At 64.4% G+C, this 13,780-nt stretch carries 14 protein-coding genes; 8 read left to right on the top strand and 6 right to left on the bottom strand.

Annotated elements, in window-relative coordinates; genetic code table 11:
* The first annotated feature begins 75 nt into the window (after nucleotides 1–75).
* Nucleotides 76–1,845 carry an MFS transporter gene (locus ACWEO2_RS19475; RefSeq protein ID WP_452406580.1) on the top strand — a complete coding sequence of 590 codons (1,770 nt, stop codon included), beginning with the start codon at nucleotides 76–78 and terminating at the stop codon, nucleotides 1,843–1,845.
* Between the two features lie 74 nt (nucleotides 1,846–1,919).
* Here ACWEO2_RS19475 and ACWEO2_RS19470 read toward each other — a convergent pair whose 3' ends face one another.
* Genes ACWEO2_RS19470 through ACWEO2_RS19460 form a run of 3 tightly spaced genes read right to left on the bottom strand, consistent with a single transcriptional unit; the run spans nucleotide 1,920 to nucleotide 3,171 of the window.
* On the bottom strand, nucleotides 1,920–2,186 hold the full coding sequence (locus tag ACWEO2_RS19470; RefSeq protein WP_452406579.1) for a hypothetical protein: 267 nt from the start codon (nucleotides 2,184–2,186) through the stop codon (nucleotides 1,920–1,922).
* Nucleotides 2,183–2,434 carry a hypothetical protein gene (locus ACWEO2_RS19465; RefSeq protein WP_452406578.1) on the bottom strand — a complete coding sequence of 84 codons (252 nt, stop codon included), beginning with the start codon at nucleotides 2,432–2,434 and terminating at the stop codon, nucleotides 2,183–2,185. Before ACWEO2_RS19465 ends, ACWEO2_RS19470 begins: the two co-directional genes overlap by 4 nt.
* Nucleotides 2,431–3,171 carry a TauD/TfdA family dioxygenase gene (locus ACWEO2_RS19460; protein WP_452406577.1) on the bottom strand — a complete coding sequence of 247 codons (741 nt, stop codon included), beginning with the start codon at nucleotides 3,169–3,171 and terminating at the stop codon, nucleotides 2,431–2,433. The genes ACWEO2_RS19465 and ACWEO2_RS19460 overlap by 4 nt, the downstream gene beginning before the upstream one ends.
* Nucleotides 3,172–3,270: 99 nt before the next feature.
* Here ACWEO2_RS19460 and ACWEO2_RS19455 point away from each other — a divergent pair, with 99 nt between their 5' ends.
* The 3 genes from ACWEO2_RS19455 to ACWEO2_RS19445 all read left to right on the top strand — a co-directional run bounded on the left by ACWEO2_RS19455 (nucleotide 3,271) and on the right by ACWEO2_RS19445 (nucleotide 6,163).
* The gene (locus ACWEO2_RS19455; RefSeq protein WP_452406576.1) at nucleotides 3,271–3,699 is read left to right on the top strand and encodes an NUDIX hydrolase; all 429 of its coding nucleotides are present in this window, start codon (nucleotides 3,271–3,273) and stop codon (nucleotides 3,697–3,699) included.
* Nucleotides 3,700–3,708: 9 nt separating this feature from the next.
* A complete protein-coding gene (locus ACWEO2_RS19450) occupies nucleotides 3,709–4,974 on the top strand; it encodes a helix-turn-helix domain-containing protein (protein ID WP_452406575.1) in 1,266 nt (421 codons plus the stop codon).
* 94 nt (nucleotides 4,975–5,068) lie between these two features.
* Nucleotides 5,069–6,163: a DUF6545 domain-containing protein gene (locus tag ACWEO2_RS19445; RefSeq protein ID WP_452406574.1), complete on the top strand. Its 1,095-nt coding sequence runs from the start codon at nucleotides 5,069–5,071 to the stop codon at nucleotides 6,161–6,163.
* Between the two features lie 2 nt (nucleotides 6,164–6,165).
* Here ACWEO2_RS19445 and ACWEO2_RS19440 read toward each other — a convergent pair whose 3' ends face one another.
* The gene (locus ACWEO2_RS19440; RefSeq protein ID WP_452406573.1) at nucleotides 6,166–7,149 is read right to left on the bottom strand and encodes an ABC transporter substrate-binding protein; all 984 of its coding nucleotides are present in this window, start codon (nucleotides 7,147–7,149) and stop codon (nucleotides 6,166–6,168) included.
* 266 nt (nucleotides 7,150–7,415) lie between these two features.
* Between ACWEO2_RS19440 and ACWEO2_RS19435 the strand changes: the two genes are divergently transcribed.
* Both ACWEO2_RS19435 and ACWEO2_RS19430 read left to right on the top strand, forming a co-directional pair.
* The gene (locus ACWEO2_RS19435) at nucleotides 7,416–7,766 is read left to right on the top strand and encodes a hypothetical protein (RefSeq protein WP_452406572.1); all 351 of its coding nucleotides are present in this window, start codon (nucleotides 7,416–7,418) and stop codon (nucleotides 7,764–7,766) included.
* Between the two features lie 182 nt (nucleotides 7,767–7,948).
* Entirely contained in the window at nucleotides 7,949–8,530 is a 582-nt protein-coding gene (locus ACWEO2_RS19430) for a Uma2 family endonuclease (protein WP_452406571.1), read from the top strand.
* 41 nt (nucleotides 8,531–8,571) lie between these two features.
* On the opposite strand, the gene ACWEO2_RS19425 is transcribed toward ACWEO2_RS19430, so the two are convergent.
* The gene (locus tag ACWEO2_RS19425; RefSeq protein WP_452406570.1) at nucleotides 8,572–10,608 is read right to left on the bottom strand and encodes a M13 family metallopeptidase; all 2,037 of its coding nucleotides are present in this window, start codon (nucleotides 10,606–10,608) and stop codon (nucleotides 8,572–8,574) included.
* Nucleotides 10,609–10,703: 95 nt separating this feature from the next.
* A complete protein-coding gene (locus ACWEO2_RS19420) occupies nucleotides 10,704–12,746 on the bottom strand; it encodes a M13 family metallopeptidase (protein ID WP_452406569.1) in 2,043 nt (680 codons plus the stop codon).
* Between the two features lie 346 nt (nucleotides 12,747–13,092).
* Between ACWEO2_RS19420 and rplN the strand changes: the two genes are divergently transcribed.
* Both rplN and rplX read left to right on the top strand, forming a co-directional pair.
* Nucleotides 13,093–13,461, top strand: a complete 369-nt coding sequence (gene rplN / locus ACWEO2_RS19415) for a 50S ribosomal protein L14 (protein WP_040686591.1) — start codon at nucleotides 13,093–13,095, stop codon at nucleotides 13,459–13,461.
* Nucleotide 13,462: 1 nt separating this feature from the next.
* Nucleotides 13,463–13,780: a 50S ribosomal protein L24 gene (gene rplX, locus ACWEO2_RS19410; RefSeq protein WP_355183835.1), complete on the top strand. Its 318-nt coding sequence runs from the start codon at nucleotides 13,463–13,465 to the stop codon at nucleotides 13,778–13,780.

Here is a 13,780-nt window from a genome sequence, read left to right as displayed (position 1 = left end):
GGTGGGCCCTCGGCTTGTTCGTTACATCAGCTAACTATATAGTTTGCTGAGGTAATAACTCAGCAAGGGGCTGCCGTGACGATTCCATCCGCCGATCTCGATCTCGGTGATGTCCAGACCATTCGCCGTCGCCTGCGCTACGACCGCGATCACCCGCACTACAAGTGGATCGTCCTGACCAACACCACCCTCGGTGTGCTGCTCAGCGCGGTCAATGCCTCGATCGTGTTGATCTCGCTGCCCGCGATCTTCCGCGGCGTCGGGCTGAATCCGCTGGAAGCGGGCAATGTCGGCTATCTGCTGTGGATGCTGATGGGCTATCTGCTCGTCACCGCCGTGCTCGTGGTGATGTTCGGGCGGCTCGGCGATATCTTCGGCCGCGTCAGGATCTACAACCTCGGTTTCGCGGTCTTCGCGGTGACCTCGGTCGCGCTGTCGTTCGATCCGTTCCACGGCGGATCGGGCGCGATGTGGATCATCGTCTGGCGCGTGCTGCAGGGCATCGGCGGCGCCATGCTGACGGCCAATTCGACAGCCATCCTGACCGACGCTTTCCCCGCCAAACAGCGCGGCACCGCGCTCGGCATCAATATGGTCGCCGCGGTGGCCGGTTCATTCCTCGGACTGATCATCGGCGGTGTGCTGTCGGAATGGGATTGGCGCGCGGTGTTCTGGGTCAGTGTGCCGATCGCCATCGTCGGTGCGATCTGGTCCTATCGCTCGCTGCACGAGGTGGGAACGCGCACCAAGGGCAAGGTCGACTGGGCGGGCACCATTACCTTCGGACTCGGCCTCACCGCACTGCTCACCGGCATCACCTACGGCATCCAGCCCTACGACGGCCAGCCCACCGGCTGGTCCAACCCCTGGGTGCTCGGCGCGGTGCTCGGCGGCATCGCCCTGCTCGCGGTGTTCTGCGTGGTGGAGACCAAGGTCGCCGAGCCGATGTTCCATCTGTCGCTATTCCGCAACCGCGCCTTCGGATTCGGCAACTTCGCCAACCTGATGGTCTCGATCGGTCGCGGCGGTATGCAGTTCATGCTGATCATCTGGCTGCAGGGCATCTGGCTGCCGCTGCACGGCTACGACTACGAATCGACCCCGCTGTGGGCCGGTATCTACCTGCTGCCGCTGACCGTGGGATTCCTGGCCGCCGGACCGGTTTCGGGTTGGCTGTCGGACCGCTACGGTTCGCGTCTGTTCACCACCGGCGGCGCGACGCTGGCCGGGCTCACCTTCCTGCTGTTGCTCGTCATCCCGGTCGACTTTAACTACTGGGTCTTCGCCGCGATCGTGTTGCTCAACGGCATCGGCTGCGGACTGTTCTTCTCCCCGAACACCGCCGCCATCATGTCCAGTGTGCCCGCGTCCCAGCGCGGCGCGGCCTCCGGTATGCGCGGCACCCTGTTCAACGGCGGCAATGCGCTGTCGATGGGAATCTTCTTCTCGCTCATGGTCATCGGCCTCGCCGCCAGCCTGCCCTCGGCGCTCGACAGCGGCCTGCGCGCCCAGGGTGTCTCCGCGGGTGCTGCGACCCAGCTCGCCGACCTGCCCCCGGTGGCGAGCATGTTCGCCGCCTTCCTCGGCTACAACCCGATCCAGGAATTGCTCGGCCCCACCGGCGAATTGGCCAAGCCCGGCGTCAACGCCGACACCCTCACCGGTCAGGAGTTCTTCCCGAATCTGCTGACCGGACCGTTCCACTCGGGCCTGATCGTGGTGTTCGTATCCGCCGCACTGATGATGTTCCTGGCCGCCGCGGCCTCGTACTTCGCCGGCAATAAGTACGTCGAGGACGAACAGGCCGAACTCGCCGAGGCCGAGGAACTGATCGCGGTGCGCTGAGTAACGGTCGACGCGTGACGCGCCCGGACCTTGCTGTTTGCGGGCCGTTCCTCGCGTATCCGAGTCGACCGTTGTCAGCCGCCCGCTTCCTCAGCCGCGTCGCTGGACCGTATCTCGCCTATTCTCCGCCGTTCTGGGTGTGCCGCCCAGTACCGAGCTACTACCCCGTCGATCTCGGCTTGCATGCGCGGTTGGCCCGACTGCTGGCGCAGTTCGGTAGCGATGCGCGCCAGCGTATCCAGATCCGCCCGGCTTGCCTCCCGAAGGATCGACTCGACTTCGGCGAGTTCCTGTGAGTTGAGCTTGCTACGCCATGGGAGCCGCTTCATCGCCTCGTTCATGATGTGGCCGCCGACCGGAGTGCGCGGTGCAAGCACCCGGCAGCTTCCAGCGTGCTGAGCGCTGCCTGTCGCTGCTTGCATTGGACGGAATCGTTGTGCAAATGGATCTGCCATAACTGGTGCGCCTGCTCGGTAGTGAGCGAGCGGGGCTCGAAACCGCAATGGTCGTAGTACGGGTAGTCGTTTGGATCGTCCGAGCCGTTCTCGAAGCGGACCGTCACCCGGACGGTGTCGTAATCGACGTTCATGGCTGCACTCCCACGGTATTCGGTGCCTCGAAACCAGATCGAATCGCGAACTCCACGTGCGGGTTCACGCTGAGCCTGTACATCACCCTGTCTCCGGTGAATCCTGTACGTCCGTGCAACCAGCGATGGTTGTGCAGCGCATAGCCCTGCCCAGGTTCCAACTCGAACTGGATTGTGCGGCGCTCTATGGCATCGGTCAGCGCGGGCAACCATCGCACGATGCCAGGCGAGAACTTCGCTAACTCGTCACTGCGATACCGAATCCGAATCCGTCGGTCCGGCGTGTGCTCGAATATCGAGCTCAGATACCCCGACGCGCCACCGAACAGTACCGTTCTCGGCCGCGAAAGTACCTGTGCAGCTTCGGGATTGGTGCGAATCAGATCGGCGTACACGCGTTGACCGTCGATGGCGATGCACTCGCCGCCCTTGCCCTTGCGGCCACACACCACCATCAGCAGCGCGGGCGGGTCCGGTGTGCCCGACCGGTCCGTGTGCGGCGGTAGCGGACCATTCCCGAAGTCCTCGAATCCGATACGGCCCGCGAGCCCACCGCGATGCATCAGCGTCGTCACGCCGTCCGGCTCGCTGTCCCGGTGCGGGACAGTGCGGCCGAGAGACGCCCCCAGGGCGACCAGCTGCGCCCGCGTCGTAATTCCATCGAACCGGGCCAGCCCATCCGCAACCAGCTTTGCGGCTACCCCTGCTGCCCACTCCTGCTGTAAGTCCACGAACATGCGACCAACGGTGCGTCTGGCGGTGCGGGCGCGTCCACTGACAGACTGTCACCGTGCAACCGGCTGACCTGTGCTCATGCCGGTGCTAGCGTCGCGGGCATGACGGCCTCCGGTTACGTACCGCACATGTACTCGATCTCGATCAAAGGCGTTGTCGTTCGTGACGGTCAGGTGCTCCTGCTGAAGAACGAGCGCGAAGAGTGGGAATTGCCAGGCGGCAGAATCGAACCCACCGAGACCCCCGAGGAGTGTGTGGCGCGCGAGATTACCGAGGAAACACAGTGGCCGGTAACCACCGGTCCGATCCTCGACTCGTGGGTCTATTACATCAACGAGGTCGAGCGTCACGTATTCATCGTGACGTACGGGTGCTACCCGGACACCGACGCCGAGCCGGTGCTGTCACATGAGCACAAGGAAGTCGGATTGTTTCGGGAGGACGAGATCGCCGGGTTGAACATGCCCGATGGCTATAAGCGGTCCATCATGACGTGGTTCGCGCAACTCCGGGCAGCCGAGAGCGTGTAGGAGGACACCGTGGATGGCGGCAGGTGTCAGGCATGCGGCGTCACCATCGGCCGCTATACGACCGAGCCCGTGTGCCCCACCTGCGTGGCGAACACCCGGCCGAGTCCGCCACCGATCCGCGCCGCGCCGATCGTTTCCGCGATCTGGTTGTGGGCCGCCCCGGAAGCGGCCACCGCGATAGCGACCCGCGACCTACCGACGATTCTCCGCGCCTACCGCCGGATAAACGGGCTCAATCAAATCGCGCTGGCCGAGCTGCTCGGCTACGACAAGTCCTATGTGTCGATGATCGAAACCGGGCGACGAGCAATAAGCGATGTCGCATCACGCCGTCATATCGCCGCCCGATTGGGCCTGCATCCTCATGTCCTCGGCATCACCGGAGTAGATGACGCCGAGTATCGCGCCATGCTCCAATTCGGCGACAGCACAGTCCGACTCGCAGAGATAGCGCGCCAGTCCGGTCATGCCGTCGAAGCCGTCAATGAACTGTGGCCACTGGTAGCCCGATTGGAAGCGAGGGCAGCCGAGGGCCACATGGAGCGGGATGGCTTGATCTTGCTCGCACAAGCTCGAGTGGCACTCGGCGTCTCGCTCGGGTCCGTGCTTCCCGAGGAGCGCCTACCGTCGGCCGCCCGATGGACCGGGCAGGCGGTCAAGATAGCGGCACATCTCGACGCCCCCGCGTTCTACGCGCACACGCTCCGAATGCACGGCAACGAGCTTCGCAAGGCTGGCCATGTCGCCGCGGGTGTTGCACGGCTGGAACAGTCGTTGTCGCTGACCGCCAATCCGGCCGACCAAGGCAGTGCGCTCGCGTTTCTCTGCCGCGCGACAGGCGAACTCGGTCACGGCGAACAATTCGACATCGCGCTACAGCGATACCGGCATCTGCTGGAACGAAATGCGCACAGTGGCTTACTGTTCCATCCATTCACTCGGCGTGAAATCGAAATGCGAGGCTTACACGCAACGGGCCGACTGGCCGAGGCCAGCCGACTCGTAAAGGTCACCGTCGGGACCCCTTCCGCGCCACAGTGGAGGATTATCGAGCGCGTGACCTCGGGCGAAGTATTCGCCGCGATCAATGAGCCGGATGCTGCAACAGACGCATTCAGAACCGCCATCGAATCTGCCGAACACCACCGACTACCGCACCAGATTCAGCGGACCATCAGGGCCACCGTCAAGACAGGCATGCGTGAGCTGACGGCCGACGCACACGCAGCCCTGCAACGCATCCGTTCCCTGCTGGCACCCCGCCGCAACCGGTAGGTTTTGCGTAATTGTCGACGGCCTACGCGCGGTTCAGGTTTGGCTGCGCTGATCGAATCGCGTTCGGCCCCTTCGGGTTCTAGGGTCGAGCGCGATGAACAGTGTGCCGCCCGTGGTCGGAGTGTCGACCTTCGTCTTCGTCGCCGTGATCACGGCCGCTCGCTGGTTTCTGCTCGACGAGGCGACGATGGATCGGCTCGTCAATCGCGCGCTGGGGTGGAATCTGGTCGGACTGCTGATGGCCGGGCCGGCCTTCGCGCTCGATCATGACGATCTCGGACACCGGTTGTTCCTCAGCGCCGGGCTCATTGCGGTCGCGTACCTGTACGGCCTGGCACGACTGCTCGATGGGGCGCCCGCCGCGGCGGCGGTCCGCAGACAGCGTCGCTACAACGCGGTCGGTGCGTCGGTCAGCGGATTGGTGCTGGTCGGCGCGGTGACCGAGGGCCTCGGACTGCCCGTCGTCGGCGGGCTGCGCTGGGATGCCGTGATCTGGGCGGGCTCATATCTGCCGATCCTGGCCGCCAGTGTGCTGATCGCCCGCGCTTGCATCCGGGAACTGCGGCTCCCCGGTGCGACGGTGGCCGAGCGGCTGGCCTACTCGGCCCTGCTGACGACTGCCTGCTGCTGGATCGTATCCTCCTGCGTGGCCTTGGTGCGCGCCGCCATCGGCGTCTCGCCGGAGCAGCCGGGCACCGCCTTCGCCGTGCTGGCCTTCGTGAACTTCGCCGTGATCGCGGTACTGATCTCGTTCCCGGTCGTGGACGCGGTGCTCGTGCGCGCCCAGTTGGATCGAGCGGGCCGGGCCTGCCGGGTGCTGCGCCCGCTGTGGCGCGATCTCACGGCCGCGGTGCCGGAGGTCGTACTCCGTGACGGCCCGGTCCGCGACGGGGAATCGCTGTCGCGGCTGTACCGCATGACGGTCGAGATCTGGGATGCCATGCTGCACCTGAAGCAGTACCGCGCGGACGCGCCCTTCGACGGCGATGTCGGCGGGCGCGCCCTGGCGATTGCCTATGCCGCACAGGCGAAGACCCGCGGCGTCGCACCGGAACCGGTCCGGCACGCCGCGGACGCGGTGCCGGTCGGCACCCGCGATCGGTCCGATGAACTGCGCTATCTGCTCGAACTGGCCGCGCAATGGCCGAAGGCCCGCGCGCTGGCGGGCCGGCAATCCGCCGCGGGCTGAACCTATTTCGCCGCGGCGGCGAAGGCCGGCTCCAGCTTGGTCAACAGGTAGGGCACCGAAAGCGCGGTCGGCTGGTTGACGGCGCTGATCTCCTGCACCGTCAGGAACACCACCGAGCCCTTGCGCACCGCGGGCAGATCGGCGTATCCCGGCAGCTGCCGGTACTTTTCGTCCATGCCCTGGGAGTATCCGGCCAGCAGCAGATCGGCGGTGAGCTCGTCGACCCGCTCGGGCGATAGCGCGAGCCTGCCCTGATTCGACGGCTTATCGGTCAGGTTCTTCGGAATGCTCAGCCCGAGCTGGGTGAAGATCCTGCTCGATCCGTCGTTCGGATCGGTCAGCACCATCAGCTGCGCCGGGCTGGCCAACCAGGTGCTGGCGAAGGTCTTGCCCTTCAGTCCGGGATTCGCCTGGCCGATGGACTCCACCTTCTTGTCCACGTCAGCGATCACCCGCGTCGCGGCATCCTCGTTGTGCAGGACCTTGCCGAGCGCGGTCACCTGATCCTGCCAGGACGCGACCGTCTCCTTCGTCAGCGCGGGCAGGGTCGGCGCGACCTTGGACAGTTCGTCATAGGTCTTCTGGTCGGCCAGGAATCCGTCCACCAGAATCAGATCCGGTTCCAGCGCCGCGACCTGTTCGGCGATATTGCTGGTGGTATTCAGGGCCTTCGACGATTCGAGCGCCTTCGGCTCCCACGGCGGCGTGCTCTTGGATATCGAGGCGACATTGTCGATATATCCGACCGGGGTCACGCCGAGCGCCAGTGTCGAATCCAGCCACTGATTCCCCAGCGTGACAATCTTTTTCGGGGTGCCACGGACGGTTGTCGTGCCGCGCGCATGGTTGATGGTGACCGGCGCGCCGCCGTCGGATCCCGCATCATCGCTGGACGACCCACAGGCGGTAATACCCAGGGTCAGCGCACCGGCCAGCACGGCAACCGCCGCCCGCTGCCAGCCGCGAGACATCCGAACAGACTGCATTGTCACCCTCTCCTTCATCGAGTAATTCCCCGATTCGGCTCCCTTCGAGCCAATAGGATAGGTCAGCCTAACCTATGTTGATTCTCGCGTCGCCTCTGCCGCTTGCTGTCATGTCATCTTTCGTGGACCTATTGAACGTGCCGCTATATAGCGGTACGTTAAATGGCGTCAATAAATGATCCTCTCATCCGGGAGGCATCGACGTCGGACCCGTGAGCACGCGGGTCTTCGCACGACTGACGCATACCGAATCGAGGTTAGTTCCGATGAATCAAAAGAGTTCCGCCGGACGCGTCCGGCTTGCCCGCATCGCCATCATCTCCGCCCTGGCCCTGGCTCCGATCGCTGCGGTAGCGGGCCCGGCGCTCGCCGAAACGACCGACGCCCAGGGCCCGGCCATCGTGCTGGTGGATCAGGCCGACGACATCCACGGCCACGGCGGCTGGGGCCATGGTGGCTGGGGTCGTGGCGGTTGGGGCGGCTGGGGTGGTCGTGGCGGCTGGGGCGATTACGACGGTTGGGGCGGTTACGGCGGCTGGGGCGGTTACGGCGGCTGGTTCGGCTACCCGGGCTGGCCGGGCTATTTCCCCATGCCCTCCACCGGCAGCGCCTTCTGACCAGAGTCGCCTCGGCGGAGCAAGCCTTCCCCTCGAAGCGCTTCCCGTATGAATTAAGCCCGGCACAGCAGCCGGGCTTATTCACATCCATCCGACGACCTACACCGGCGAAGTAGATCGCAGGTGTGGGTCAGCTGCCGCAGACATGGGCTCTCGATATGGCGAATGGGTAGGCTTCCGTCATGACGATCGAGCCGTCCGGCCATCTGCCGCACGAGATGACCGAGGAGCAATACCGTCTCCTGCCCGAGGACACGGCGCGTGAGATCGAGGTCGTCCATGGGCATGTGATCGTCTGTGAGTCGCCGGTGCCCGAGCACAATCGTGTGGCACGCAGACTGGCCGGTGCCATGGAGCAACTGCCGAGCACCGAGCCGTGTATTCGAGTCGAGACCGATATCGACGTAGTGCTCTGGCGAGTACCCAAATTCACGTTCCGGCGGCCGGATGTCACGGTCTATCGCTGCCTTCCGGAGCGGGGTGCGAAACCCGAGGCCGGTGATGCCCTGATCGTCATCGAGGTTTCCTCGCCATCTACCGCCGCTGAGGATCTGCTCGACAAGAAGGTGCAGTACGCCCGCGCAGGCATCCCGCTCTATCTGGTCGTAGCTCTCGATACCAAATACGACATCGAAGAGGTCCGTGAATTCCGGCTCGACGCGCACGCCGCCGAATACCGCTTGCACCGGTTGCATCGCGACGGATTCGTGCAGCTCGAGCACGTCGTGCTGGGCGAGATCAGTTTCGCTGACCTGGTTCGGTAACGAAACAGCCCGGCGTGGGCCGGGCTGCTACGGGGCGGGGTTCAGAGTGTGATGCGCTGGTTCTCCGTGAGGAAGAGTTTGTCGCCTTCCTTGACGGCGAAGGTGTTGTAGAACTGGGCGATATTGCGGACGATCTGGTTGCAGCGGAATTCGTTGGGGGCGTGCACGTCCTGCAGCAGGCTGATGGTGGATTCCTCGGTCTGCTTTTCCCGCCAGCTGCGGGCATGCGAGAGGAACATTTGCTGGTAGTCGGGTTCGATGCCCTCGCGCCCGGCGGCGATGCGGTACGCCGCGACGGCGATTTGCAGGCCGCGCAGGTCGGCGAGGTTCTCGCCGACGGTGAGCGCGCCGTCGACGTGATACTTGGGATCGAGCCCCTCGGGTACCAGCGCATCGAATTGCTCGATCAGCTGTTTGGTCTTGGCTTCGAATGCGGCCAGGTCCTCGGGGGTCCACCAGTCGCTGCGGTTGCCGTCGGCGTCGTATTTACGGCCCTGATCGTCGAAGCCGTGGCCGATCTCGTGGCCGATAGTGGCGCCGACCGCGCCGTAATTGACGGCGGTGGTGGCGTCCTTGTCGAAGAACGGCGGCTGCAGATAGGCGGCGGGGAAAGTGATCTGGTTGCTGGTCGGTGAGTAGTAGGCGTTGACGGTCTGCGGTGACATACCCCATTCGGACTTGTCGACCGGGGTACCGAGCCGGTTGAACGCCTTCTTGGATTCGAAAGCGCTTACCGCACGCAGGGATTCGATCAACTTGCCCCTGGTGATCTGCAACGCCGAGTAGTCGTCCCACTTGTCCGGGTAGCCGATTCTGGCCTCGATCTTGTCGAGTTTGACGATCGAGGCATCCCTGGTCGGCTGCGACATCCACGACGAATGGGTGAAGTTGTCCTTATAGGCGGCCATGAGGTCGGCCACCATCTGCTGGGCCCGATCCTTGGCGGCGGGCGGAAAGTGCTTCTCCACATAGAGTTTGCCGAGTTGGTCGCCGAGATTCTCATTGACGATGCCGACGCCGGACTTCCAGATTTCCGGCCGCTCCTCGATCCCGTTGAGCACCTTGCCGACGAATTCGAAGCGGGCATCGCGGATCGCCTTGGGCAGGAAGCGGGCATACTCCGCAACCACATTGACGCGCAGGTACTCCCGCCACAGCGCGATATCGGTATCGCCCCACAGCCGCGCCACCGCGGTCACGAATGAGGGCTGCGCGACCACGATCTTGTCGAACAGCGAGCGCGGCCGATCGGTATTGCCCGTCATCCACGGATCCCAATCGAATTGCGGTCCGAGCGCGACCAATTCCTGCCAGCTCATCAGGTTGTAGGTGGCGTCGGTATTGCGATTGCGCACACTGTCCCAATGCGCCGCCGCGATCTTGGTCTCCAGATCGACCATGCGCTGCGCAATGCCGGCTGGATCGGCGAAACCCGCGCCCGCAGACATCTTCTCGAGATAGGTCTTGTAGCCCGCGAGCTGCTTGGCGTATTCCGGCTTGCGGTAGTACTGCTCGCTGAGCCCGATACCCGATTGGCTGACGGTGGGGATATAAGCGTTGGAGTTCTTGCGATCGATGCCGATACCGATGCCGATCAGCCCGGAGATCGGCAGCTCCGCCATGGCCTTGGCCAGATCCGCTTTGGTCGCCGCGGCGTCGATCTTGGCGAACAGATCGGCCAGCGGCGTCATGCCGAGCGTTTCGAAGGTGGCCTCGTCCAGCCGCGCGTCGTAGAGATCGCGAATCTGCTGTGCCTCCGAACCCGCCTTCGGATCCTTGATGGCCTCGATGATCTCGTGCAGCTGATCCAGCGTCCGATCGCTGGCGTCGCTGATCGCGCCGACCGCGGCCTTATCCGGCGGCAGCTGGTACTCGCGCAGCCACTTGCCGTTGACATGCCGGTACAGATCGTCCTGCGGCCGGATCGTCAGGTCCGCACCGCCCATATCGACCCCGGCGAGCTGGACCGAACGCGCATCCTTCGAGCAGGAGACCAGGGCGACGGCGGCGGGCGCCAGCCCGAGCGCCACCAGGAAGGCGCGTCGGTCCAGCTGACCGGGACGACCGGTTGATGTCACGGGGATTCCTCTCCCGATGCGGTCCCGCCGCATCCTCGTCAGGGCGATAGTGCTGGCCCGAGGCTACCCGGCGGCGGCCCCGCCAGCCCGTCGGATCAGAGCGAGACGCGCTGGTCCTGGGGCAGGAACAGCTGGTCTCCCGGCTGTACGCCGAAGGTGGTGTAGAACTCGTCGATATTGCGGACCACCTGATTTGCGCGAAACTCATTGGGTGCGTGCACGTCCATGGCGAGTCGCATTTCCTGCTGCTGCACGGTCGCCTTGTTCCGCCAGATACGCGCCCAGGACAGGAACATCGTCCGGTGGTCGGGATCGTCCTTGCCGTCGCGTTTATCGGCGATGCCCAAGGCGGCCAGGGCGATACCGAGACCGCGCAGATCGGCGAGATTCTCCCCGACCGTGAGGGCGCCGTCGACGCGCTTGCTCGGATCCAGGCCGGCGGGAACCAGCACGTTGTACTGCTCGATCAGCTGTTTGGTCTTGATGTCGAAGGCGGCGCGATCCTCGGGTGTCCACCAGTCGCGCAGATTGCCGTCGCCGTCATAGCGCGATCCCTGATCGTCGAATCCGTGTCCGATCTCGTGCCCGATGACCGCCCCGATCGCGCCGTAATTGACCGCGGCCTGAGCGTCCTTATCGAAGAACGGCGGCTGCAGAATGGCAGCGGGAAACGAGATCGAGTTGGCATTCGGGTCGTACATGGCATTCACCAGCTGCGGCGGCATACCCCATTCGGACTTGTCGACCGGGGTGCCGAGCCTTGCAAAATGGCGTTTGGTCTCGAATTGGTTTGCGGCACGGACGGATTCGATCAGCTTGCCGCGGGTGATGGTCAATCCGGAGTAGTCGATCCAGGTATCCGGATAGCCGATCTTCGTGACGATCTTGTCGAGTTTGGCGATGGCGGCCTGCTTGGTCGGCGGCGACATCCAGGTGGACTCGGTGAAATCGGCCCGGTAGGCCGACATCAGGTCCGCGACCATCGCCAGCGCGCGCTCCTTGGCCGCGGGCGGAAAGTGTTTGCCCACATAGAGTTTCCCGAGCACCTGGCTGAGATTCGCATTGACGGTGGCAATGCCGTCCTTCCACGGCTCCTGGCGTTCGCGCAGCCCCTGCAATGCCTTGCCGACGAAATCGAATTCGGCATCGGCAATGGCCTTGGGGAGCAGCGCCGCGAAGCGCTTGACCACCGCCAGCCGCAGATACTCCCGCCAGGCCGCGATATCGACCTCGGCCCAGAGCTGTCCGGCGGCCGTCACGAACGACGGCTGCCCGACCACCACCCGGTCGAATAGCGAATGTGGCCGGTCGGTGGTACCGGCGAGCCATGGCTCCCAGTCGAATTGCGGTGCGAGCGCGGTCAATTGGGGCCAGTCGAGCGGGTTGTAGGTGGCATCGGGATTGCGCAGTCGTACGTCGTCCCAGTAACCGGCGGCGATCCTGGTCTCCAGGTCGAATACGCGCTGGGCGGTGCCCGCGGGATCGGCGAAGCCCGCACCCGCGGCGACCCGCTCCAGATAGGTCCGATAGGCCGCACGCTGCTCGGCGTATGCGGGCTTGCGGTAGTACTGCTCACCCATATTCGGATCGATACCGGACTGGGAGATGGTGGCGACATATCGGCCGGAATCCTTCGGATCCACCCCGACGTCCAATCCGATCAGCCCGCCGATCGGCAGCCCGCCCATTACCTGCGCGAGATCCGCCTTGTTTGCCGCACCATCGATCGCGGCGAGCAGATCGGCCAGCGGGGTGAGGCCGAGCCGCTCGATCTCGGCGGAATCGAGTCGGGCGTCGTAGAGATCGCGGATCTGCTGTTCGGCGGATCCGGCCTGCGGATCGTGGATGCCCTCCACGATCTCCCGCAGCTGCAGTTCGACGCGATCGCTGACCTCGTCGAAGGTGCTGTAGGACGGCTTATCCGGCGGCAGTTGATAGTCACGCAGCCAGCTGCCGTTGACGTAGCGGAACAGATCGTCCTGCGGCCGGATGGCCTGGTCTTCGCCCCGCATATCGACCCCGGTGAGCCGCACCGGCTGATCCCGCGAGCAGGAGACCAGCGCCGTGGCCGGAATCACGCCGAGGGCGATCAGGAAGGTGCGACGACCGAGCCGGGCGGAACGCGCGGACGAACTCAAGAGAACCTCTCTTCCAGCAGTGATACGGAATGTGCACAGTTCTACAGGCGATCTTGCTCGTTCTCGAGGGTAGTAACGTCGCAGCTCGCGAGCACTGATCCACGCGGTTTCACAGCGGAAGCTCAGCCTGCGTTGATGGGCCCTGATTTGGGACCGACCTGGGCATTCACCTACACTGAACCGGTTGCCTGCGGGAGCTATGCCCGCAATCCGGCCGTGAACCCCCAGTGGTTGGGTCATCGAGATCCACATAACCGCTGGCAGGCGCGCGTTCGGGTGGTGACACGACCATGCCCGTCGGGTCGGCAATCCGGCGTGCGTATACATCCAGGTCAAGGAGGCTGAAGTGATTCAGCAGGAGTCGCGACTGCGGGTCGCCGACAACACGGGTGCGAAGGAAATCCTCTGCATCCGCGTTCTCGGTGGTTCGTCGCGTCGCTATGCCGGTATCGGTGACATCATCGTCGCCACCGTCAAGGACGCCGTCCCCGGCGGCAATGTCAAGAAGGGCGAGGTCGTCAAGGCCGTCGTCGTGCGCACCGTCAAGGAGCGTCGTCGCCCGGACGGTTCGTACATCAAGTTCGATGAGAACGCGGCCGTGCTGATCAAGGCGGACAACGACCCGCGTGGCACTCGTATCTTCGGCCCGGTCGGCCGCGAGCTGCGCGAGAAGAAGTTCATGAAGATCGTTTCGCTGGCCCCGGAGGTGCTCTGACATGAAGGTGCACAAGGGCGACACCGTGCTCGTCATCTCGGGTAAGGACAAGGGTGCCAAGGGCAAGGTCATCCAGGCCTACCCGAAGGAGAACCGGGTCCTGGTCGAGGGCGTGAACCGGATCAAGAAGCACGTCGCGAACTCCGCCAACCAGCGCGGCGCCTCCTCGGGCGGCATCGTGACCCAGGAAGCCCCCATCCACGTGTCCAACGTGATGGTCGTCGACTCCGACGGCAAGCCGACCCGTATCGGCTACCGGACCGACGAGGAGAGCGGCAAGCGGGTCCGGATCTCCCGTAAGAACGGGAAGGACATCTGA

The organism is Nocardia sp. NPDC004278 (assembly GCF_053602975.1).
The sequence above is the reverse complement of the archived record's forward strand: the minus strand, read 5'-3'. Positions and strand labels throughout refer to the sequence as shown.

Bases quoted from the DNA above. Each gene is read 5' to 3' on its own strand.
- ACWEO2_RS19455 (WP_452406576.1), top strand. From the start codon at position 3,271: ATGACGGCCTCCGGTTACGTACCGCACATGTACTCGATCTCGATCAAA.
- rplX (WP_355183835.1), top strand. From the start codon at position 13,463: ATGAAGGTGCACAAGGGCGACACCGTGCTCGTCATCTCGGGTAAGGAC.
- ACWEO2_RS19440 (WP_452406573.1), bottom strand. From the start codon at position 7,149: ATGCAGTCTGTTCGGATGTCTCGCGGCTGGCAGCGGGCGGCGGTTGCC.
- ACWEO2_RS19465 (WP_452406578.1), bottom strand. From the start codon at position 2,434: ATGAACGTCGATTACGACACCGTCCGGGTGACGGTCCGCTTCGAGAAC.
- ACWEO2_RS19445 (WP_452406574.1), top strand. From the start codon at position 5,069: ATGAACAGTGTGCCGCCCGTGGTCGGAGTGTCGACCTTCGTCTTCGTC.
- ACWEO2_RS19470 (WP_452406579.1), bottom strand. From the start codon at position 2,186: ATGAACGAGGCGATGAAGCGGCTCCCATGGCGTAGCAAGCTCAACTCA.
- ACWEO2_RS19435 (WP_452406572.1), top strand. From the start codon at position 7,416: ATGAATCAAAAGAGTTCCGCCGGACGCGTCCGGCTTGCCCGCATCGCC.
- ACWEO2_RS19460 (WP_452406577.1), bottom strand. From the start codon at position 3,171: ATGTTCGTGGACTTACAGCAGGAGTGGGCAGCAGGGGTAGCCGCAAAG.
- ACWEO2_RS19430 (WP_452406571.1), top strand. From the start codon at position 7,949: ATGACGATCGAGCCGTCCGGCCATCTGCCGCACGAGATGACCGAGGAG.